General features: G+C 67.4%; 26 protein-coding genes, 2 tRNA genes and 7 pseudogenes. 14 read left to right on the top strand and 21 right to left on the bottom strand.

Annotated features, from left to right (window positions below; translation table 11 throughout):
* From rpsH to GJ632_RS08395, 18 genes and pseudogenes are all read right to left on the bottom strand, one after another.
* Window positions 1-280, bottom strand: a pseudogene (rpsH, locus tag GJ632_RS08480) (30S ribosomal protein S8); the annotation flags it as partial.
* 2 nt (window positions 281-282) lie between these two features.
* Window positions 283-459: a 30S ribosomal protein S14 gene (locus GJ632_RS08475; RefSeq protein ID WP_089808297.1), complete on the bottom strand. Its 177-nt coding sequence runs from the start codon at window positions 457-459 to the stop codon at window positions 283-285.
* A complete protein-coding gene (locus GJ632_RS08470; protein WP_191452679.1) occupies window positions 456-977 on the bottom strand; it encodes a 50S ribosomal protein L5 in 522 nt (173 codons plus the stop codon). The genes GJ632_RS08475 and GJ632_RS08470 overlap by 4 nt, the downstream gene beginning before the upstream one ends.
* A pseudogene (locus GJ632_RS08465) lies at window positions 974-1,698 on the bottom strand (30S ribosomal protein S4e). Before GJ632_RS08465 ends, GJ632_RS08470 begins: the two are co-directional and overlap by 4 nt.
* Window positions 1,695-2,054: a 50S ribosomal protein L24 gene (gene rplX / locus GJ632_RS08460; protein WP_089808291.1), complete on the bottom strand. Its 360-nt coding sequence runs from the start codon at window positions 2,052-2,054 to the stop codon at window positions 1,695-1,697. Before rplX ends, GJ632_RS08465 begins: the two are co-directional and overlap by 4 nt.
* A gap of 3 nt (window positions 2,055-2,057) precedes the next feature.
* Entirely contained in the window at window positions 2,058-2,456 is a 399-nt protein-coding gene (locus GJ632_RS08455) for a 50S ribosomal protein L14 (protein ID WP_191452678.1), read from the bottom strand.
* Window positions 2,456-2,782 (bottom strand): 30S ribosomal protein S17, encoded by a 327-nt coding sequence (locus GJ632_RS08450; RefSeq protein ID WP_089808287.1) that lies wholly within the window; start codon window positions 2,780-2,782, stop codon window positions 2,456-2,458. The genes GJ632_RS08455 and GJ632_RS08450 overlap by 1 nt, the downstream gene beginning before the upstream one ends.
* Window positions 2,773-3,201, bottom strand: a complete 429-nt coding sequence (locus GJ632_RS08445) for a ribonuclease P protein component 1 (RefSeq protein WP_089808285.1) — start codon at window positions 3,199-3,201, stop codon at window positions 2,773-2,775. The genes GJ632_RS08450 and GJ632_RS08445 overlap by 10 nt, the downstream gene beginning before the upstream one ends.
* Before the next feature lie 56 nt (window positions 3,202-3,257).
* Complete coding sequence (gene rpmC / locus GJ632_RS08440; protein WP_089808283.1) at window positions 3,258-3,470, bottom strand: 50S ribosomal protein L29; 213 nt, start codon at window positions 3,468-3,470, stop codon at window positions 3,258-3,260.
* A 3-nt stretch (window positions 3,471-3,473) separates the two neighbouring features.
* Complete coding sequence (locus GJ632_RS08435; protein WP_089808281.1) at window positions 3,474-4,469, bottom strand: 30S ribosomal protein S3; 996 nt, start codon at window positions 4,467-4,469, stop codon at window positions 3,474-3,476.
* The gene (locus GJ632_RS08430) at window positions 4,469-4,930 is read right to left on the bottom strand and encodes a 50S ribosomal protein L22 (RefSeq protein ID WP_089808280.1); all 462 of its coding nucleotides are present in this window, start codon (window positions 4,928-4,930) and stop codon (window positions 4,469-4,471) included. The genes GJ632_RS08435 and GJ632_RS08430 overlap by 1 nt, the downstream gene beginning before the upstream one ends.
* Before the next feature lie 3 nt (window positions 4,931-4,933).
* Window positions 4,934-5,359, bottom strand: a complete 426-nt coding sequence (locus tag GJ632_RS08425) for a 30S ribosomal protein S19 (protein ID WP_191452677.1) — start codon at window positions 5,357-5,359, stop codon at window positions 4,934-4,936.
* A gap of 2 nt (window positions 5,360-5,361) precedes the next feature.
* Window positions 5,362-6,089: pseudogene (locus GJ632_RS08420) on the bottom strand (50S ribosomal protein L2).
* Between the two features lie 2 nt (window positions 6,090-6,091).
* Window positions 6,092-6,343 carry a 50S ribosomal protein L23 gene (locus GJ632_RS08415; RefSeq protein ID WP_089808275.1) on the bottom strand — a complete coding sequence of 84 codons (252 nt, stop codon included), beginning with the start codon at window positions 6,341-6,343 and terminating at the stop codon, window positions 6,092-6,094.
* Window positions 6,340-7,085 (bottom strand): annotated as a pseudogene (gene rpl4p / locus GJ632_RS08410) (50S ribosomal protein L4). The gene GJ632_RS08415 and the pseudogene rpl4p overlap by 4 nt, the downstream one beginning before the upstream one ends.
* Window positions 7,086-7,088: 3 nt before the next feature.
* Window positions 7,089-8,105, bottom strand: a pseudogene (locus GJ632_RS08405) (50S ribosomal protein L3).
* Window positions 8,106-8,109: 4 nt separating this feature from the next.
* Window positions 8,110-8,946: a putative RNA uridine N3 methyltransferase gene (locus GJ632_RS08400; protein ID WP_089808269.1), complete on the bottom strand. Its 837-nt coding sequence runs from the start codon at window positions 8,944-8,946 to the stop codon at window positions 8,110-8,112.
* Between the two features lie 178 nt (window positions 8,947-9,124).
* Window positions 9,125-9,496, bottom strand: a complete 372-nt coding sequence (locus GJ632_RS08395; RefSeq protein WP_191452676.1) for a hypothetical protein — start codon at window positions 9,494-9,496, stop codon at window positions 9,125-9,127.
* 203 nt (window positions 9,497-9,699) lie between these two features.
* Between GJ632_RS08395 and GJ632_RS08390 the strand changes: the two genes are divergently transcribed.
* The 4 genes from GJ632_RS08390 (at window position 9,700) to GJ632_RS08375 (ending at window position 11,165) form a co-directional block, all read left to right on the top strand.
* Window positions 9,700-9,770 (top strand) — tRNA-Gly (locus GJ632_RS08390).
* A gap of 328 nt (window positions 9,771-10,098) precedes the next feature.
* Window positions 10,099-10,311 carry a YrhK family protein gene (locus GJ632_RS08385; protein ID WP_191452675.1) on the top strand — a complete coding sequence of 71 codons (213 nt, stop codon included), beginning with the start codon at window positions 10,099-10,101 and terminating at the stop codon, window positions 10,309-10,311.
* Between the two features lie 93 nt (window positions 10,312-10,404).
* A tRNA-Gly gene (locus GJ632_RS08380) sits at window positions 10,405-10,475 on the top strand.
* A 477-nt stretch (window positions 10,476-10,952) separates the two neighbouring features.
* Window positions 10,953-11,165, top strand: a complete 213-nt coding sequence (locus GJ632_RS08375) for a hypothetical protein (protein ID WP_191452674.1) — start codon at window positions 10,953-10,955, stop codon at window positions 11,163-11,165.
* A gap of 17 nt (window positions 11,166-11,182) precedes the next feature.
* On the opposite strand, the gene GJ632_RS08370 is transcribed toward GJ632_RS08375, so the two are convergent.
* Entirely contained in the window at window positions 11,183-11,452 is a 270-nt protein-coding gene (locus tag GJ632_RS08370) for a hypothetical protein (protein WP_231751421.1), read from the bottom strand.
* A gap of 173 nt (window positions 11,453-11,625) precedes the next feature.
* Here GJ632_RS08370 and GJ632_RS25845 point away from each other — a divergent pair.
* Window positions 11,626-12,472 (top strand): annotated as a pseudogene (locus GJ632_RS25845) (UbiA family prenyltransferase); the annotation flags it as partial.
* A gap of 57 nt (window positions 12,473-12,529) precedes the next feature.
* Window positions 12,530-12,814, top strand: coding sequence for a lycopene cyclase domain-containing protein (locus tag GJ632_RS25840; protein WP_394351789.1), 285 nt, complete (start codon window positions 12,530-12,532; stop codon window positions 12,812-12,814).
* A gap of 33 nt (window positions 12,815-12,847) precedes the next feature.
* Here the strand turns inward: GJ632_RS25840 and GJ632_RS08360 are convergent, their stop codons facing one another.
* Together GJ632_RS08360 and GJ632_RS08355 are read right to left on the bottom strand one after the other, a co-directional pair.
* The gene (locus GJ632_RS08360) at window positions 12,848-13,156 is read right to left on the bottom strand and encodes a hypothetical protein (protein WP_191452673.1); all 309 of its coding nucleotides are present in this window, start codon (window positions 13,154-13,156) and stop codon (window positions 12,848-12,850) included.
* Window positions 13,157-13,237: 81 nt separating this feature from the next.
* Window positions 13,238-14,305: a YihY/virulence factor BrkB family protein gene (locus tag GJ632_RS08355; RefSeq protein ID WP_191452672.1), complete on the bottom strand. Its 1,068-nt coding sequence runs from the start codon at window positions 14,303-14,305 to the stop codon at window positions 13,238-13,240.
* 136 nt (window positions 14,306-14,441) lie between these two features.
* Between GJ632_RS08355 and GJ632_RS08350 the strand changes: the two genes are divergently transcribed.
* The 8 genes and pseudogenes from GJ632_RS08350 to GJ632_RS08315 all read left to right on the top strand — a co-directional run.
* Entirely contained in the window at window positions 14,442-14,759 is a 318-nt protein-coding gene (locus tag GJ632_RS08350) for an MTH1187 family thiamine-binding protein (protein ID WP_191452671.1), read from the top strand.
* 84 nt (window positions 14,760-14,843) lie between these two features.
* Complete coding sequence (gene mch, locus GJ632_RS08345) at window positions 14,844-15,785, top strand: methenyltetrahydromethanopterin cyclohydrolase (RefSeq protein WP_089808252.1); 942 nt, start codon at window positions 14,844-14,846, stop codon at window positions 15,783-15,785.
* Between the two features lie 4 nt (window positions 15,786-15,789).
* Window positions 15,790-16,281, top strand: a complete 492-nt coding sequence (locus GJ632_RS08340; RefSeq protein WP_191452670.1) for a hypothetical protein — start codon at window positions 15,790-15,792, stop codon at window positions 16,279-16,281.
* Window positions 16,282-16,412: 131 nt separating this feature from the next.
* Complete coding sequence (locus GJ632_RS08335; RefSeq protein WP_191452669.1) at window positions 16,413-17,633, top strand: PotD/PotF family extracellular solute-binding protein; 1,221 nt, start codon at window positions 16,413-16,415, stop codon at window positions 17,631-17,633.
* A 31-nt stretch (window positions 17,634-17,664) separates the two neighbouring features.
* Window positions 17,665-17,829 (top strand): hypothetical protein, encoded by a 165-nt coding sequence (locus GJ632_RS08330; RefSeq protein ID WP_191452668.1) that lies wholly within the window; start codon window positions 17,665-17,667, stop codon window positions 17,827-17,829.
* A 58-nt stretch (window positions 17,830-17,887) separates the two neighbouring features.
* Window positions 17,888-18,382 carry a S8 family serine peptidase gene (locus GJ632_RS08325; RefSeq protein ID WP_191452667.1) on the top strand — a complete coding sequence of 165 codons (495 nt, stop codon included), beginning with the start codon at window positions 17,888-17,890 and terminating at the stop codon, window positions 18,380-18,382.
* Window positions 18,373-18,711, top strand: coding sequence for a hypothetical protein (locus tag GJ632_RS08320; protein WP_191452666.1), 339 nt, complete (start codon window positions 18,373-18,375; stop codon window positions 18,709-18,711). Before GJ632_RS08325 ends, GJ632_RS08320 begins: the two co-directional genes overlap by 10 nt.
* Window positions 18,708-18,907 (top strand): annotated as a pseudogene (locus tag GJ632_RS08315) (hypothetical protein); the annotation flags it as partial. The gene GJ632_RS08320 and the pseudogene GJ632_RS08315, both read left to right, overlap by 4 nt.

Here is an 18,907-nt window from a genome sequence, read left to right as displayed (position 1 = left end):
GAATCGCTTCTCCCACTTTTTCGAACTCGTCTGCGCCCGCGGAGTAGCGGGGCTTGACGACGCCACATTCGTTGATAGCGCCATTCAGTTCGACCTCGAACGTTCCGGCCTTGCCGTCTTCGACGAACTCGAAGCCGTCGATGTACTCGCGGTCGTAGAAGACCTCGAGCACGGAGCCGATGACGTTGGAGGCGGGCTGTATCTCGTGCGACAGATGCCCCACGCTCTCGGCGTTGTTCACGCCGGCGAGCGCGTTGGCGAGGGGGTCATTTCCTGCCATAGCTATCGATACTTCTTGAATCCCATGTCGCGGGCGACCTCGCGGAAGCACTGACGGCACAGATTGATGTCGTACTTCCCGACGAGTCCTTGCTTGCGACCGCAGCGACGGCACTCGTTCTCCTGGCCGGTGCGCCGGGACGCGTGCTCGCCCGTCTGTTCTGTCTCTGATTCGCTCATTCTTCTGTGACCTCCACGTCGAAGTTCGCTTCGAGGAAGGGGATGGCGTCCTCGGCGCTCATGCGGTGCGCCGAGGGGATGCTGCGCGACGCCTTGTCGCGCTTCTTCACGCGGTAGCCGGGGCGGACGAGGTTGACCGTCACGTCCAGCCCGTAGATACCGATCTGCGGGTCGTACTCCTGCGACGGGAACTCCGTGTGCTCCTCGACGCCGAAGCTGAAGTTGCCCGTCTCGTCGAACTGCTTCGCCGAGATGTCGGCGAGCGGCAGCGCCGTCTCGAGGAACTCGACGGCCTGGTCGCCGCGGAGCGTGACCTTCGCACCGATGGGGTCACCCTTCCGGGCGCCGAACTGCGTCGCGGCGCGCGTGGCGATGGTCTGAACCGACTCCTGGCCGGTGATCTCTTCGAGGATGTCCTCGGCGTTGGCCAGTTCGCGACCACCTTCGCCGACGCCCATGTGGACGACGACTTTCTCGATGCGCGGTTCGCGCATCTCGTGGAACTCGCTCTCGCTCATTCGTCCTCACCGTCCTCGGCGTCGCCGGTGAAGTTCTCGTCGATGACGACGACGTACTGCTCGACGGTCTCGAACGTGTACGCGTCGGTCTCAACGGCGACGGAGTTGTTCCCGCTACCGGGCGTGACGGTGATCTCGGTGATCTCGCCGACTTCGCCCGCGTGCGTGCCGTCGACGGCGGTGACCAGCGCACCCTCCTCGTAGGGGAAGTGCGCGACGATCTCCTTCGTCTCGTTGTCGACGACCAGCGAGTCCTTCGAGTGGTACTGGTCGGGGTCGTCGTCTTCCTCGCGCGGACGTTCGAGCCGTCGTGCAGCGTGAGCTGCGTCGCGCCGCCTTTCACGCTCTGCTTGCCGACGACCTTCCCGAGTCGGCTGTCCGCCGACTCGGCGTCGATGGTCGTGAGCGCGAGGCGTCCGCCCTCGTCGGGGAAGACGCGGAAGTACTCACCGCGCTCCGTGAACGCCAGGATGTCGAACATCCCGATGGGGCGCTGCTCGTCGGAGACGGCGTCCCCGTTGACGAGGACGTTGCCCTCGTTGAGCGCGTAGCGCGCTTCCTTCTTGTTGTCCACGTAGCCGAGCACGTCCCGGAGCAGGATGAGGAGGGGAACCCCTGCCTCACCGTGCGGGCCGGCGCTGGCCTTCACCGTGAACGTCCCTTCTTTACGTTCGATCGGCCACGAGTTCGGTGCCGAGAGTCGCTTCTGATGTCGCGTCATTCGTTGTCCTCCGCTTGGAGACGCTCTTCGCGACGCTCGTCTTCGAGGTCCAGTTCGGTCACGCGAATGTTGCTCGTGTCGAGGGGACGAGGCACTTCCTCGCCGTCGGCCTTCGCGACCGTGACGTCCTCGACGTAGACGACCGCGTCCTTCAGGTCGACTTCGGCGACTTCGGCCTCCGTGCCGGCGTGGTCGCCGCGGAGAATCTCCACCGTGTCGCCTGCGTTGACGCGGACGTTGCGCTGACCGTACTCCTCGCGGAGGTCACCGGCCAGCGTCGCGCGAACCTGCTTCTGTCGCTCGTGAAGCGGCGCGTTCTGCGTCTCGTTTCGCTGTTTGCGTGGTTGCTTCGTCATGGTCTATACGATCATCGTCGCCGTCGAGGCGATGCTCCCGAAGCGCTCCGCGACTTCGCGTGCGATGGGACCCTTGATCTCGGTCCCGCGAGGCTCTTCCATCTCGTCGATGATGACGGCGGCGTTGTCCTCGAACTTCACGCGCGTCCCGTCCGGTCGGCGGATCGACTTCCGCTGTCGGACGATGACTGCCTGGAGCACCTGGCGGCGCATCTCGGGCGTCCCTTTGGTCACCGAGACGGTGACCTGGTCGCCGATGCCCGCCTTGGGGTGTCGGTTCTTGGTTCCTGAGTAGCCCTTCACGCTGATGACTTTCAGCTGGCGCGCGCCGGTGTTGTCGGCGCACTTGATGAGCGAGCCTCGTGCGAGGCCCTTCGTGACGTCGGCCTTCAGCGCCTCCATCACTCCTCACCTCCGAGCGTCTCGACGACGACGTGTGCCTTCGTCTTCGACAGCGGTCGGGTCTCTGCGATACGTACCGTGTCGCCTTCCTCGAGGTCCATGCACGGGGGTGCGTGGGCCGGGATGCGACTACGCCGCTTCATGTAGCGGTCGTACTTGGGGACGCGAACGTCGTATTCGCGTTCCACAACGACGGTTTTGTCCATGTCTGTGGAGGCGACTGTGCCTTCGAGCGTCTGTCCGCGGACTCCGAGTGAGCCGTGGAACGGACAGTTCTCGTCGGAGCAGGTCTCCTCCGGTTCTTCTACGTTCAGTCCTATCGCCATGTTGTGTCACCTGCCTTCTCTGTTCGCAAGGCGGGTCGTGAGAGCAGACGTGTGCCATCCACCGTAACGTAGGCCACGCCCTGGCAACGGCCCGACTGACTGGCTTCCAATCCGCCAGCAGTTTCCGACCGAAGTTTGGACGCGGTCCCCGACGCCTTCTCGGCGTCGGCGGCTTCATCTGTGCGTGCGGGACGGTCGTCCCGCGACGGAATCTCGAACTGCAGGGTCGAGCCCTGCTTCGGCACCTGTCGCACCCGTGTCCCCTCGGACGTGTCGCTCACGTCCACGTGGAGCGTCTGCATCGTCTCGACGACGACACGGCCGGCTATCCCGACCAGGTCGGGGTTCGCGGCGTCGACGACCTCCACGCGGAGGCCGTTGAGTTCGTGTCGCGTCAGGGTCTCGGGTGTCAGTGCCATCGTTGGTTCGGTGTTCGTCGTCGAAGTCGTTGGACTTCGTCAGACGGCCCGACGAGCTACTGCTCGTCGAAGTCGCCTTCTTCTTGCTGGATCGTCTTGATCCGAGCGATGGTTCGCCTCAGTTCGCTGACGCGGCCGGGGTTGTCCGGCGCGCCACCGGCGGCCTGGACGGCCTTCGCGTTGAGGAGTTCGGTCTCCAGTTCCTCGACTTCCGCCTCGCGCTCTGCGGGCGTCATGTCGCGAATCTCTTCGGCGTAGAGGATTGCCATGTATTACTCCTCCGTTTCCTCGTCGGCTTCGTCGTCTTCTTCGTCGGCCGCCTCCATCTCGGCGACGAGGTCCTCGGCTTCGGCCTCGACCTCTTCGTCGAGTTCGGGTTCGTCGGCCTCCTCCTCGAACTCGTCGGGCTGGGCGTCGTCGTCTTCGACGTCGCCCGTCTCGACGGGCTCTTCTTCCGGTGCGGGCTCGGCGCTCTCGGAGCGCGACGCCACGTCGCCTGACTCCTCGACGACTTCCTCGACGATCTCCTCGTCGATGACCTCGGAGGGTTCCTCGTCGGGGACTTCGACGTCGTCGGCGTCCTTCGAGACGTCCGGAACCTCCTCGGGTTCGTCCTCGAGGAGTTCCTCGACGCCCTCGCTCTCGACGGCCTGCTCGACCGGTTCGACCTCGGCGTCTTCCTCGATCTCGAAGTCGTCGGGAAGCTTGGCTCCCGGCGGGATGATCTTCACGTTCACGCCGATGGTGCCGAGCTTCATCACGGCGACGCCCTGCCCCTCGTCGACGACTTCCTGGGCGGGTTCGCCGTTGTGCTTGATGTAGCCGCGGTTGAACTTCTCCACGCGCGAGCGGGCGCCCGTGACCTTCCCCGCGAGGACGATTTCGGCGCCGAGGGCGCCGGCGTCCATGATGCGGTCGATGGTCGTGTGGCCCGCCTTGCGGAAGTACCAGCCGCGTTCCAAGGCGTTCGCCAGACGGTCCGCGACGATGCGCGCGTTGAGGTCGGGTTCGTCGACCTCCTGCACGTCGATCTGCGGGTCGTCGAGGTCGAAGCGCTCTTCGAGTTCCTTGGTCACCTTGCGGATGTTCTTCCCACCCTTGCCGATGACCATCCCGGGCTTCTCCGCCTTGAGCACTATCTGCGTGCCCATCGGCGTCTTGGCGACGTCCATGCCGCCGTAGCCCGCGCGACCGAGTTCGTCCGCGAAGAACTCGTCGATCTGCGAGCGCTGCAGCCCGTTCTCGATGAACTGGTGTTCGTCAGCCATTACTCCTCGACCTCCTCGATGATGAGTTCGACGTCACAGAGCGTGGTGTTGAAGGGGTCTGCACTCCCGAACGCTCGGGGTTTACGACCGGGTCGTTCTCCGACCTTGTGCGCGGCGACGTGCATGATCTCCATCGAGCGACCGTCGAATCCGTCCTCGTCGGCGTTGGACGCGACGTTCTGCAGGAGTTCGAGGAACGCTTTCGACGCCTTCTCGGGGTAGCGACCCGCGTCCCAGCCGTCGATGTCGGACCGGTGTCCGACGCCGGTGTTGTGCTGGCGGAACGGAACGGAGCGCTCGCCCTCGATGACGGCGTCGAGGTAGTCTTCGGCGTCCTCGACGGTCATGCCCTTTATCTCGCGCGAGATGGCCTTGCTGTGCTTCAGGCTGATGGGCCGGTCACGGAGCATCCCCTTGGCGGTGGTGTCCGGGTCGGCCTCGACGCTGTAGTTGATTCCCATGATTTACTTGAGCGGTACGAACTTCGAGGACCGGGTCGCACCGATACCGGCCTGCCCGTGTTCGACCGAGTTACGGGTCAACTGGAACTCGCCGAGATAGTGTCCGATCATCTCGGGTTGGACGCGGACGCGCTCGAACGACTGCCCGTTGTAGACGGCGAACGTCTTGTCGACGAACGACGGCAGGATGGGCATGTCGCGGAGGTGCGTCCGGATGGGCGAGTTGGCCGTCTCCTCGGGGTCCGCCTCGCGGACCGCCTCGAGGAGCTTCTCCTTCTGGAGCGTCAGCCCTCGGTTGATGCTTCGCCGCTGTCGTGCGGGCAACAGTTCTACGACCTCGTCGAGCTCCATCTCCTGCAACTCGTCGAGCGTGTGACCGCGGTAGGTGAACTCCTCACCTTCACGGCCGGTTCGGTATTCCGAGCTCATGTTCAGTTACCTCCTTTGCCACCGCGACCGGTGCGCTTCGAGGCGATGTCGCCGACCTTGCGGCCCGGCGGTGCGTTGCGCGAGACGGACTTCGGGCGGCCGGGGTGTTGGCGGCCGCCGCCACCGAACGGGTGGTCCACCGCGTTCATGGCGACGCCGCGAACTCGCGGCCACTTGATACCGCGTGCGCGCATCTTGTGGTGCTTCTTCCCTGCCTTGACGAACGGCTTCTCCGTTCGGCCACCGCCGGCGACGACGCCGATGGTGGCGCGGCACTGCGGGTTGAGGCGCTTGACCTCGCCGGACGGGAGCTTCACGACGGCGACGTGCCGGTCGTGGGTGAGCAGCTGCGCGCTCGTGCCCGACGCGCGAGCGAACTTGCCGCCGTCACCGACCTGCCGTTCGACGTTACACACCGGAACCCCCTCGGGGATTTCGGCGAGCGGGAGCGTGTTCCCGGGTTTGATCTCCGCGGAGACGCCGACCTGAATCTGGTCGCCGACCGCGATGCCCTCGGGTGCGAGGACGAGACGCTGGTCGCCGTCGTCGAACTCGACGGCGGCCACCGGCGCGCTGCGGGCGGGGTCGTGTTCGATGTCGACGACCGTCCCGGAGACCGTGTCTTCCGATTCAGCCTTCTTGTGCGAGAGTTCGGCCTTGTAGCGGTGCGACGCGCCCGGAACGTGGGCGACCCGCGACCACGACGCTGGCCCTGAATTCGTCGTCCCATTGTTAGAACACCCCGATGCGCGAGGCGACTTCCTGCGCGTCGTCGTCCTCGCTCAGACGGACGGTTGCTTTCTTGGTGCCCTTCGGGGTGACCTGCGTGTTCACCTTCTCGATGGACACCTCGTAGCGCGACTGGAGTTCCTCGACGATTTCGGGTTTCGTGGCGTCGAGGTCGACGATGAACTGGAGCTTGTTGTCGAAGTCCATCTGGTTCATCGCCTTCTCCGTGACGAGGGGGTGGTGTACGACGCTCATCGGTCGGCCACCTCCTCTATGGCGCTCTCGGTGAAGACGGTGAGGCGACCGGCGTGCGTGCCGGGCGCGAGGTCCTCGGCGTTGACGTTCGCCGCGGTGGCGACGTCGACGCCCGCGAGGTTCCGAGCCGCCTTCGACGGCTCCGAACTCGTCACGAACAGGATGGACTTGGGACGCTTGTACTTGCGTCCGCGCGCCTTGCCCTGTCCGGCGCGAACCTTCTTGTTGTCCTCGGAGCGCTCGATGTCGTCGTAGACGCCGAGCGACTGCAGGAGGTCGACGACCTCCTTCGTCTTCACGAGGTCCTCGAAGTCGTCGGAGACGACGAGGGGGAGTTCGAGGTCCTCGTCGAAGCGGTGGCCGCGTTCGGCGACCAGGTCGACGTCCGTCGTGGCGGCGAGCGCCGAGCGGACGGCGAGTTTGCGCTCCTTGTCGTTTATCTCCTTCCCCAGGTCCTTCTCGGCCTTCGGCGGGTGCGCCTTCCGGCCGCTGACGGCGTGGGGAACGCGGCGGGCGCGACCGTTCTCACGCGGGTCGTGAGACATGCCGCGACCGCTCCCCAGCGACTCTGCCGGGGTTCGCATCCCCGCGTAGGGGTCGCTCCGTACGCCTGTTTTCGGTTTGCCTGCGCGGCGAGGACGGCACGCTTGATGAGGTCCGGACGGTACGTCGTCTCGAACACCTCGGGGAGGTCGAGCGTACCGGCGTCGTCGCCGTTCAGGTCTCGGATTGTTGCCTGCATGGTTTATCCTTGGTTCGATGCGGTAGAGACGAAGCGCACCTCGGGGTCGAGGCGCGGTTGGTCGTTCGGCCGGATGGCCGGGCGGAACCGCAGCAGCCGCTTGTCCGGCCCCGGGAGCGAACCCTTCAGGAGCGCGTACGGGCCGTCGACCTCGCCGTAGCCGACGAAGCCGCCGTCGACGGAGGCGTCGTCGCCGTCGCCGATGTCGATGAGGCGCTTGTTGAGTTCGGTCCGCTGGTGGTAGCCGGTCTGACCGAGTTGCGGGACGGTCGAACGGACGCGGGAGGGGTTCCACGGGCCGAGGTTACCGATGCGGCGCCGCCAGCCTGACGGGCGTGCTTGCCCTTCCGCTTCTGGACGCCCCACCGCTTGACGGGGCCCTGCGTTCCTTTCCCCTTCGTGACGCCCGCGGCGTCGAGGTACTCGCCCGCGCGGAACACGTCGGACATCGAGTGTTCGCCCCCCTCTTCGACGAGGTCGAGGGCGAAGTCCGAGCGCTCCTGCAGGGAGCCACCGCCGACGCGAGTCTCCATCACGTCGGGCTTCTTCTTGGGGATGTTCTTCATCGAAGCCGGGACCGTGTGCGTGATGACGCGCACGTCGTCGACCTCGCCCGCCTCGACGGCGGCACGGAGGTCGTCTGCGTCGTCATCGAACGTGTCCTCGGACGGAAGGTCGAGCGTTCGGTCGAGGTTCTCGACGAACTCCGACGTCCACACTTCCGTCAGCGGCTTCGCACCGTACGGCGTATCTTCGTAGGCTCGAACGGCTACAGCTCGCATCGGCGGGGTCTCGACGACGGTCACCGGAACGGCCTCCTCCATCCCTTCCTGGGGGGAGTTGGCTTCGTCGTTGACCATCATCACTTGGGTCATCCCTGCCTTGTAGCCAGCGAACCCCTGCAGTCCGGGGGACCCGTCGTCGTCGGGCCACGACCGGATGCGGGGGGACCTCTTTTGCCGCGCGCTGGCGCGGGCTGTAGGCCATCGAACCCTTACGTGGTCTGCTTGGTTGTGGCATGTGTTCACTCCGTGAGTGTCAGGGACGCGAGGGAGGCGAACATCGCTTCCTCGGTTCGCACCACCTCGCTGCCCTGTCGCGGAATCGTATTGAGCCAGAGGTCGAACCCCGGACCGTCGGAGGGTTCGACTGTGACTTCCTCGGCGTCGACGCCGAGGATGTCCGGAAGCCCACGACCGGGCGAGCCGAAGACGACGGTCGCTCCGTCCCGTTCGAGACGGGGGGAGAGATCCGCCAGTTTCGGCACCGTCAGCGACTCGCCGAAGCGAGACGTCGCGATGGTGACGCCCGCGTCGGCGCGGTCGAGCGCTTCCTCGAGGTCCGAACGGGACACGTCGAAGCCCGGAACGGGCTCGTCGACGATCCGCGCACGGACCGGTTCTCGCGAAGAGATCCTGATGGCGACGCGCTCCCCCTCCGACACCGCCATATCCGATGGGGTGTAGAGGGAGATCGGGTGTTGCAGTCCGCAATTGACCCGAACGCGGCCGTCAGGTCCGACCTCGGTCACGATTCCCTGTTGTAACGACCCCGAACCGTCCGGTTCGGAGCCGGTCGTAGACGAGACGAGGAGGGGCGGAAGGACGCCCACGTACTCCAGTTCGTCGCGGTGCCCCCACACCTCCTTTCGGAGGTAGGGTGGCGTGGCGGCGTATCGCAACACCGTCTCGACGAACGTTCCTCCCAGCCGACGTTCGCCTTCCCGGTCGGGGAAGACGACGAGTCGGTCCGCCCGAAACACCGTCGCCGCGCGGGCGACGTAGCCGAGTTTGCGAGTCGCCTCGCGTTTGTCCTCGGCTTCCCGGACGAGGGAGGACGGTACGAGTACGCTGAGTGTCATACCGGTCCCTTCATCGTCGCGTCTAGACTGTATCGCTTGTACCGGATGCCTCCCTAAAAGGGTAGCGAATGATAGCTGGCGTTGTGAGAGCGTAACACCCTCGCGAACGGGAGATTCGCGCTCGCGCAACCGTGTGGTTCGTCACCACGGTTCGCCGCCCGGTCGGACGCTCGGCGCGTTACCGAGAGGGGACGAGTTCGCCCCGGCCGTCCGTCGTCGACGGCCCCTCCGCGTCCGCCAGCGCCGACTCGGAGACGTGCTCGCGACCGAACTGCACCGCCTGCGAGTTCACCGCCTCCAGTTCGACGGCCACGCTGCCGGACTCGCCCACGAACCGATACTCGCCGCGGGAGACGATACGAACGCCGCCGATGGGTCGCCGGTGTACCTCGTGCGTCCCCACGTACGCCGGGTGGGAGACGCGAATCCGCCCGTCCTCGAACCGGTAGTCGGCGTCGTTGCCGCAACTGATGGCCGCCCGAATCAGTTGGTTCGCCGCCTCGGCGTCACCGTCTCCGACCAGTTCGCGGACGCGGGTTTCCAGATTCATACGCTCCCGTAGAGGACACGTCTGGATAGCGATTGCCCCGTCGTGATTAGGGTCCACGCCGCCGTCCGTCGTTCTCGTTCACCGACCGGTTTCCGTCGTCGGCCGTGGGGTTCGTCCCCACGCCATCTCCCGATTTGCTCCGATTCGCAAGTCTTATCAATCGACCTCGCGTTACGAAGTAATGCAGTTACAGACCGCGACACGCGCTGGTAGTGTAGTGGTATCACGTGACCTTGCCATGGTCACAACCTGGGTTCAAATCCCAGCCAGCGCACTTCTCTCGAAACTCACACTGCGAGCGGCGCGTCTCGTCGCGCCGCGGTACTCGTGAGTTTCGATGTGTAAGCCCCTGAGATTTGAATCAGGGAGTGGAGCGACCGTGGTTCGAATCCCGGTGAGGCGAAGCCTCACCGACGTTCACCGAGCGAAGCGAGGTGAACTCCCAGCCAGCGCACTTTTCCGAACCTCCTCTCGTCGAGCGGTGCGTCTCCGCCCGGTGCGAACGTCGCTCCGACTTCGCCGGCGACCCCGACGCCCCGAAACTGCCACAACGCAGTTCAAACCGCCGGACCGACGGTGACACGGGAAGGTGCGAACACGGCATGTACGAAGACGTCTTGAGAGCCTTCTTCGAGGAGTACGAGTGGATTCACACGACGCTGGGCATCCTCGGCAACGTCCTCTTCTTCGTCGGGAGCATCATGTTCCTGTACGAGGCGCTGAAACGACTCGGCGTCTGGCTGTTCATCGTCGGGTCGTTCCTCATGCTCGTCGGCGCCGTCGGCGACGCCGTCGTGAAGTGGGTCCGAAATTGAGTCCTTCGCGCGCACGCGAGGCTCGAATTCGTGTGTTATTTGTACCGTCGTCGCATCGAATCGAGTGACGCGATTCGGACGCGTCGACGACGCGCGCTGGTAGTGTAGTGGTATCACGTGACCTTGCCATGGTCACAACCTGGGTTCAAATCCCAGCCAGCGCACTTCTCTCGAAACTCACACTGTGAGCGGCGCGTCTCGTCGCGCCGCGGTACTCGTGAGTTTCGGTGTGTAAGCCCCTGGGATTTGAATCAGGGAGTGGAACGACCGTGGTTCGAATCCCGGTGAGGCGGAGCCTCGTCGACGTTCACCTCGCTTCGCTCGGTGAACTCCCAGCCAGCGCACTTCTCTGGAAAACGGTCCCGCGAGCGACTCCTGTCGCTCGTACCTCCGTTTTCGAGCGTTTGCGGATACGGTGGGATTCTGAACCCGACGAGACGCAGTTCCGAACGCAGTGAGGAAACCGTCTCGGCACGGTTCAAATCCCGGTGAGGCGGAGCCTCGCCGACGTTCACCTCGCTTCGCTCGGTGAACTCCCAGCCAGCGCACTTCTCCGAAACTCACCCCCCGAGCGGCGCGTCTCGTCCCGTCGCGGGATTGGGTGCCGCACCTTTATCAGCAGCGTCCGCGTTCGACCGGCCGTGGAACCGGCGTTCGTCTTCGGCGGGCTGTTCCTCCTTCTCGTCGGCGCGTATCCGACGCTGTTCCCGCACCGCGCGCACAACTACGTCTCGTCGCGGGAGTGGGAGGACGACCCACGGGGCGCGAGGCGGAAGCAGGAGCGCTACGCTCGCCTCGTGGGCGGCGCTATCGCCCTCGGACTCCCCCTCCTCGTCGCCGGCGTAGTCCTGTGACGGCACGCCGGGGGCGTCTACTCGCCGTCGTCGATGGCCAACCCGAGCGTGTTCGCCGTCTCGACGCGCGCGAGCCCGTCCATCTCGCAGAACGCGTCCACCTGCGTCTCGGGCATCGAGACCAGGTACGAGCCCAGTTGGAGTTCGCGTTCGAAGGCGCCGTCCACCTCGTCCAGCGTCGCGTCGAGGTCCGACCGTTCGGCCGCGTCGAGTTCGACCACGAGCGTCGCCGTCTGGTCGGCGAACGGGTCGTCGCGCATCCGCCGCACCGGATGTGAGAGGTACATACCGAGCGTTCGGCACCGGTCCGAAAAAGCCGTTCGCGTTCGCGCGGCCGGACGGTGGGTCCGACTCGCGTCTCGAACGTGCGCCCCCAAGTCGTCTAACGGGAAATTCACCCGTAGAACACATTGTTTCGTAACGCAACGTAACTTAACTATCGGGCATCCCATGCGAACGTATGGCTCTCTCTCGCCGGGGGGCGGGACCGGGACACGCTGCGAGGGCGCTGGCGTCGCAGGTGCATCCAGTGTTCATGTTGCCGCCACTCGCGTCCTCGCTGTTCGGCGCCGTCGTGGCCGGACGCGTCGCGTTCGGCCCGGCGTTCGTCCACGTGGCGGCGATGTTCTGCGCCGTCTACACCGCGCACGTGAAGGACGGGTTGGTGGACTTCTACGTCCGCGGCGAGGACGACGACCACCCGATGACGAGACGCGGATGCCGGGTCGGACTCGTCGCCGCGGGCGTCGGCTTCCTCCTGTGTCTCGTGGCCCTCTGGCAGATGGTCGGCGTCGGTGCCGTCCTCGTCACCCTGCGACGTGGTTCGTCGGCTACCTCCACGCGCCGCAGTTGGACACGAACCCCGTCACCGCCACCGCCGGCTACCCGTTCGGCGTCGCCCTCGCCATCGTCGGCGGCTACTACGTCCAGACGGCGGCGCTCGCGCCCGAACCGCTGGCGTACGCGTTCGTGTTCTTCGTCCTCCTCACCGGCGTGAAGGTGATAGACGACGCGAAGGACCACGACTACGACGCGAGCATCGACAAGCGCACCGTCGCCGTCGTCCTCGGACCGCGGCGCGCCCGCCGGTTCGCCCACGCCCTCCTCGCGCCGGGATGGTCGCCGTCCTCCTCCTGACGGGCGACGGCCTGTTCCCACCGTTCGCGCTTGTCGCCGCCGTCGCGTTCGGACTGGTCGCCGTCGCCGCCCGTGGCGCGTCGCCGAGGCTGGCGACGATGCTCCTCGTCCGCGGAACGTACGTCTTCCTCGCGCTACTGCTGATTGCGGTCTGGTTCAGACCGCTGGCCGCCGTTCCGCTCCCGGACATCGGCGTCCTCGGCGGCTACACCTACCTCGCGACCGAGGTGGCGTTCGGCGCCGTCGCGTTCGGTCTGCTGGCCCGCGCGAACGCCCTCCGACGCGCCGCCGTGACCGTCGCGGCCGTCTACCCCGTCGCCTACCTCTGGGACTGGTACACGCTCGAAGTCGGCGTCTTCGCCATCCCGCTCCGAACCGGCGTCGAACTGTTCGGCATCCCTCTCGAAGAGCACCTGTTCATGGTCGTCGTCCCCGCACTCGTCCTCGGCGTCCACGAGACGCTCGCGTCGTGGCGCGCCGAGGAGCGGACACCGGGAGAGGGCGGGAGGTGAGAGAAACACGGGCGCTCGGCCGGCCGTCGGCGGTCAGTCTTCGACCCAGTAGAACAGCGACTCGCGGTCGCCGCGGCAGTCCGGGCAGTACGCGGGGAACGCGTCCAGCGACCCCGTCTCGCCGCAGTCGAGGCAGCGCCAGACGAGGAACGACTCGCCGAAGTAGCCGTCGGCCAGTCGGCGGTTTCGGACATCCGTGAGTTGGGGGATGGCGCGGGACGCCGTCGTCGCACTCGTCGCGGGGTCGGTGACCGCCGGCACGCGGTCTATCGTGGCGGGACGGGTCGGTCGGTCGGTTCTCGCAGTCTCGGTCGTCGCCGTCGCTCGGGAGTTCGTTGCCATGACGGAGAGACGCTCGCTGAGGGCTTAAGCGTAGTCGCTCCGCCCTCGCCCGTCGTCACCGCACACTCTCCGCCACGTGGGTCACTCGTCGCGAGGCGACCACCGCAGTTCGACGCTGACGGCCCCGCCCGGGAGGAAGCGGAGCGACTCGGTGTCGGTGACGACGCGGTCCGGGACCGGAATCGGAATCTCCTCGCCGTCCACGGTGACGGCGACGTCCTCGGCGTCGCGGAGGTGCCGTCCGAGCGTCTCGACGGCCGCGACGAGTTCGTCCCGTTCGACCCCGTTGTGGCGCTTCTCCTCGGGCGGGATGCCGCCGAACACCGGGTCGACGTTCACGTCTCGACTCCGGTTCGAGAGGACGGCGTTGACGGCGGCACCGAGGAGGACGACGAGACCGCTGAAGTAGAGCCACGTCAGGAGGACGAGGATGCCTGCGACGACGCTCCGTTCGGGCGACGCGCTGGAGTAGGTGGTGTAGACGCCGAACAGCGACTCGAAGACGGTGAGTCCCACGGCGGCGGTGAGCGTGCCCGGGACCACTTCGAGGAAGCCGACGTCGGTGTCGGGGAAGACGTAGTACATGGGATAGAGCGCGAACGCCAACCCGAGAATCAGGAACAGGCGACTCACCGCCCACCCGACGTTCCCGGCGACGAGGCGGGCGACGGCGTCGTCGACGACGGAGCCGACGACGAGGACGGCGGCGAACGTGACGAGGACGAGGACGCCGTCGCCGAGTTGGTCGCCGAACGTGTTCGACGCCTCCGACTCGTAGATGTCGGAGAACGCCGTGTCGAGGCCGCGGAAGATGCGGAGCGTCCCCCACAGGAGGACCACGCCGCCGAACAGGGACACGCCCGCCGACTGGCTGGCGGCCGTCGCCTCGGCGAAGAACTCGTCGCGGGTCCCCTCGGTGAGGACGACGCCCGCCAGCGTCCGGACGCTGTCGTCCAGCGTCTGGTTACCGAGCGTGGCGGCGACGGCGAGGAGCAGCAAGAACAGCGGGAGCAACGAGACGAACGCGTGGTAGGCGATGCTGCCGGCCATGAACGTGAGCTTCTCGGTTCGAACCTCGTGCACCAGCGCTCGGAGGAGGGAGACGCCCCGTTCGACGCGCGGCACCGCAGTTAGCGAGGGGAGAGACATAGAGAACGGTACGACGGGGAGCACGAAAAACAGCACCGGCGAGGACGTGGCGTGGGTCGGCGACGCCCGCCGACGGTGGCGGCAGTCGACGCGCACCGACGGTACGACTATTTCGCCGGCGTGCGAGGGGGCTCGTATGACAGTCATCGCGATGCTGAGCGTCGCACCGGTCGTCGAGGACAGCATGTCGGGCGAAGTCGCGAAGGCCGTCGCCGCGCTGGACGACTTCGACGTCTCCTACGAGACGAACCCGATGGGGACGGTGATAGAGGCCGAGGACGTCGACACGGTGCTCGACGCCGTTGCCGCCGCGCACAAGGCCGTCGAGGGCGACAGGGTGAGCACGTTCCTGAAGATAGACGACAAGCGGGCGTCGGCGCAGACGGCGGAGGACAAGGTGACCGCCGTGGAGGAACACCTCGGGCGCGAGGCTAAACGGACGCGCGACCGGTGAGCGTCGGCCTCCCCTCGTGAGACACCGACGCACGCCGTTCTCGGACTACCAACGTCTTTACGAGACGACGACCAATCCGCGTCCATGGACTCCATCAATCGCATGGCCATCGAACTCGTGGACGAGGCCATCGACTTCGCCGACGAACTCCGGATAGACGTGTACGAACTCGACTCGGGGGCGACGGCCCTCGACTTCGGCGTGAACGCCGAGGGCGGCATCGAGGCCGGACTGCTCCTCGCGGAGATAGAGACGGCCGGCCTCGCGACGGTTCAGGCCGAGATGGACGAGGTGGCGGGTGCGCCCCGCCCGCGCGTCGAACTCCAGACCGACCACCCCGCACTCGCCCTCCTGTGCTCGCAGAAGGCCGGGTGGGAACTCGCCTTCGAGTCCGGCTTCGAGGGCCTCGGCTCCGGACCCGCCCGCGCCCTCGTCGCCGAGGAGGACGAGTTCCACCAGGTCGAGTACTTCGACGAGTTCGACCTGACCGTCCTCGGAATCGAGAGCATCGAACTGCCGGGCGACGAGGTGGCCGAACACGTCGCCGAGAAGGCGGGCGTCGAACCCAGCGGCGTCTTCCTGCCGACGTACGCCACCGGGTCGATGGCCGGGAGCGTCTCGACGGCGGCGCGCGCGCCCGAACTCGCCGTCTTCCGTCTCTTCGAACTCGGCTACGACCCCCGGAAGATACTGTCGGCCATCGGCTCGGCCCCCGTCGCGCCCGTCAGTTACGACGAGGGCGTGGCGATGGGTCGGACGAACGACGCCCTCGCGTACGGCGGCGAAGTCCACCTCACGGTCACGGAGGACTCCGAGCACTTCGCCGACGTGCCATCGACGGCCGCCGACGAGTACGGCACGCCGTTCGAACAGATATTCGAGGACGCCGACTGGGACTTCTACGACATCCCCGAGACGGTGTTCGCGCCCGCGAAGGTCACCGTCGACGTGGTGGACGGGCCGACGCGCGTCTTCGGCGAGACGAACGAGGACCTCCTCGCGGAGTCGTTCGGCGTCGAGTCGTGAGCGGATGAAGTTCAAACTCGTTCCGGAACCGCCGGCGACGCTCGACTTCGTCGCGGACGCACAGCGCGCGGTTCCGCTCGTCCCGGGGTCCGAAGACGACTGTTGCGCCCGCCTGATACGCCGGCTCGACTTCGAGAGCCGGGACGTGGCCCGCACGTGGCTCACGTTCCTGCGCGCGGTGGAGTTGGCCGACGAGACGGACGACGGGAGTTTCGTCCGCCGGCGGACCGACCCCACCGAAGCGCACCTGCGGGACGCCTTCCACCGCCGCGTCTACGGCGCCTCGGACGTGGTGGCGCTCCTCGACGACGACCCCAAGACGGTCGCCGAGGTGTTCGAGAGGTTCGAGGACCGGGTGCCCGTCTGGGAACACCACCGCGCCGCGGAGAACTGGCGCGACGTGTGGACCGAACGCGTGGGGCGGCTCCTCGACTGGGCCGTGTTGCTCGGGTTCGCAGTCCGACGCGACAGCGGCTACGTCCGCGCCCACGAGTAGCTTCGCGTCGGTGCCTGGTCGCACCGCGTGACGGACCGGAGTCAGAACCGAATATTTCAACGTTTCGGTGATGTAAACCGCCGCTTACAGTAGCCAACGGTTATTCACCCGGACCGATACGTCGGACGTGTATGTCACGAAGCCCTCCACCTCGCGACTCGTGCGCCTCCGGTCGGTGCGAGGGGTCCTCGCTGTCGCGCCGCGCGTTCCTCGGCGGCGTCGGCGCGGGGGCCGTCTCCGCGCTGACCGGCTGTCTCGGGAGCGACGACGCTCCCCCGCCGTCGTCCGTCTCCTCGTGGCCGCCGCAGACGGACGCCGACCGAATCGTCCTCCGGTCGGTGTACGAGCGGTGGCTCTCGTGGGCGCAAGACCGGTTCGCGGCGGACCGCGTCGTCTCCCTGCGGAACTGGGGCGACCCCGTCCGCTGGGACCACCACTCGGAGGCGACCGACCCACTGAGTCCGGTGTTGAACCCCATCCACGACCACGTCATCGACCCCGTCGCGGACCGCCTCGGGAACCCCCTCGCGTCCACTCCGGGACCGACGCGAGCCATCGACGTGGTGGACGCCAGACCGGGATGGCTCGACGCGGGTGTCGAGAACGGCTTCGTCGAACCGCTCCCCGTCGAGCGGATGCCCGCGTGGGAGAACGTCCCCGAGCGATTCCGCGAGGGCGTCCACCGCCGCGACGGGAAGACGTACGGCGTGCCGACCGAAGCGGTCCTCACGACGCTCGCCTACGACACCGAGGCGTTCGACGACCCTCCCGACTCGTGGGACGTGCTCTGGGACGAGGAGTTCGCGGGGCGGGTCGTGCTGGGGGGCGGCTACTACGACCTCCCGCAGATAGCCGCCCTGCACACCGGGCAGGATCCGAGGGACCCCGACGACTGGGACGCCATCCGCGGCGCCCTCGAACGGTTGCGCGACCGGGACGTGACGATGGCGTACCGCGACGAGGTCGTCCGCCAGTTCCAGTCGGGCGAGGCAGTCGTGGGGACGATGTGGCAGCCGGCGGTGTACCGGGCCCGGTTCGAGCGCGGAGTCGCCGTCGACTACGCCGTCCCGGACGAGGGCAGCGTCTACAAGTGCTACTACCACCTCGTCCCGACGGACGCGCCGAACCCGATGGCGGCGCTTCGCCTCGTGAACTGGCTGACGCGACCGGAGGCGGCGGCCCAACTGTTCGTGCGCGAGGGGGCCGTTCCGGCCGCAGGCGTCGGCGACCACCTCGCCGACGACGCCGCCGACTACGTCGCGTGGGACGACGACTGGACGCTGCACCGGACGTACCCCTTCCGAGACGAACTGAGCGTGCGGTACTCGGAGATACTGCGAGATGTGTTCTGAGCGGCGTCGCACCCGGAGGTGGACGTGAGCGATGGCGGGACTGCGACGACTGGCACACCGCGCGCTGGTCGGCTGTCTGCTCGTCGGCGTCGGCGTCCTCGTCGTCTGGCCGTCGGTCCTCGGCGGCGCCCCGTGGCCGCCGACGCTCGCCGACGGGGGTCGGACGGGCGTCCGCGCGTCGACGCCGAGAACGTGAGCGTCCCGCCCGCTATCGCCACCGTCCACCGGCGCGGCGTCACCGGTGCGGGCGCGACGTGGGGGTCCTCGACGTCACCGGGTTCGACGCCGACCATCGCGCTCTCGCCGGGCACGTCGCCGCTGCCCGGTCGTTCGCCGACTCGGCGGGCGTGGCCAACGGCGGCGCGAACCGCCACGGAACGGCCGTCGCCGTCTCCGTCGCCGAACTCGCTCCGGACGCGACCCTCCACCTCGCCGTCGCGCACTCGCCGGCGGACGTCGAGGACGCGGTGACGTGGTTCGCCGACCGCGACGTGGACGTGGTCGTCGCCCCGTTCAACTCGCCGCGGACGCCCGACGACGGGTCCGCCCGCGTCTCGGCCGCCCTCTCGGACCTCCGCGACGACGGCGTCGTCGTCGTCGCCTCCGCGGGCAATTTCGCGCAGAGCCACTGGCGCGGTGACCTCTCGCCGACGGGCGACGGCCGCCACCGGTTCGGCGACGCCGTCCGGAACCGCGTGTTCCCCGCCCCGAACGGGCCGCGGTGGCCCGCCGACGCGGCGTGTGGCTGACGTGGAACGGGTCGCGCTTCCCGCACGACCTGAACCTCGAACTGTACCGCCTCGCGCGCGACGGTCCCGAACTGGTGGAGACGTCCCGACGGGTCACAACCGAGGCTCGCAACGTCGAGTACCTCGGCGCGACGCTCCCGTCGGGCGAGTACTACCTCGTCCTCGACGTGCCCGAACGGACGGCGCCGCACGTCGACGCCCGTCCTCGCGTCGAGGTGACCGCCTCGGGCGTCGTGCTCGACCGGACCACCGGCCAGAGGGAGCGTGACGGCGCCTGCCACCGCCCGAGGGGTCCTCGCGCGGCGCCGTCGCGCCCGACGGGGAGGTGAGCGCGTACAGTCGCGGCGGACCGACGGCGGACGGCCGCCGTGGCGTCGACGTGGTCGCACCGACCGACTCGCTCGCCGGCGTCGCCGCCCTCGCCGGGTGCGCCGCCGTCGGCACGTCCGCACTCCCGTCGCCGAACGGCGCGGCGTACAGCGACGTGGCGCACGTCCGCGAGTCGCACCGCGACGCCGCCGTCGG

It is taken from the genome of Halogeometricum sp. CBA1124, assembly GCF_009741955.1.
In the GTDB taxonomy this organism is placed as follows: Archaea; Halobacteriota; Halobacteria; order Halobacteriales; family Haloferacaceae; genus Halogeometricum; species Halogeometricum rufum.
This window is presented reverse-complemented; position numbering and strand designations above follow the sequence as displayed.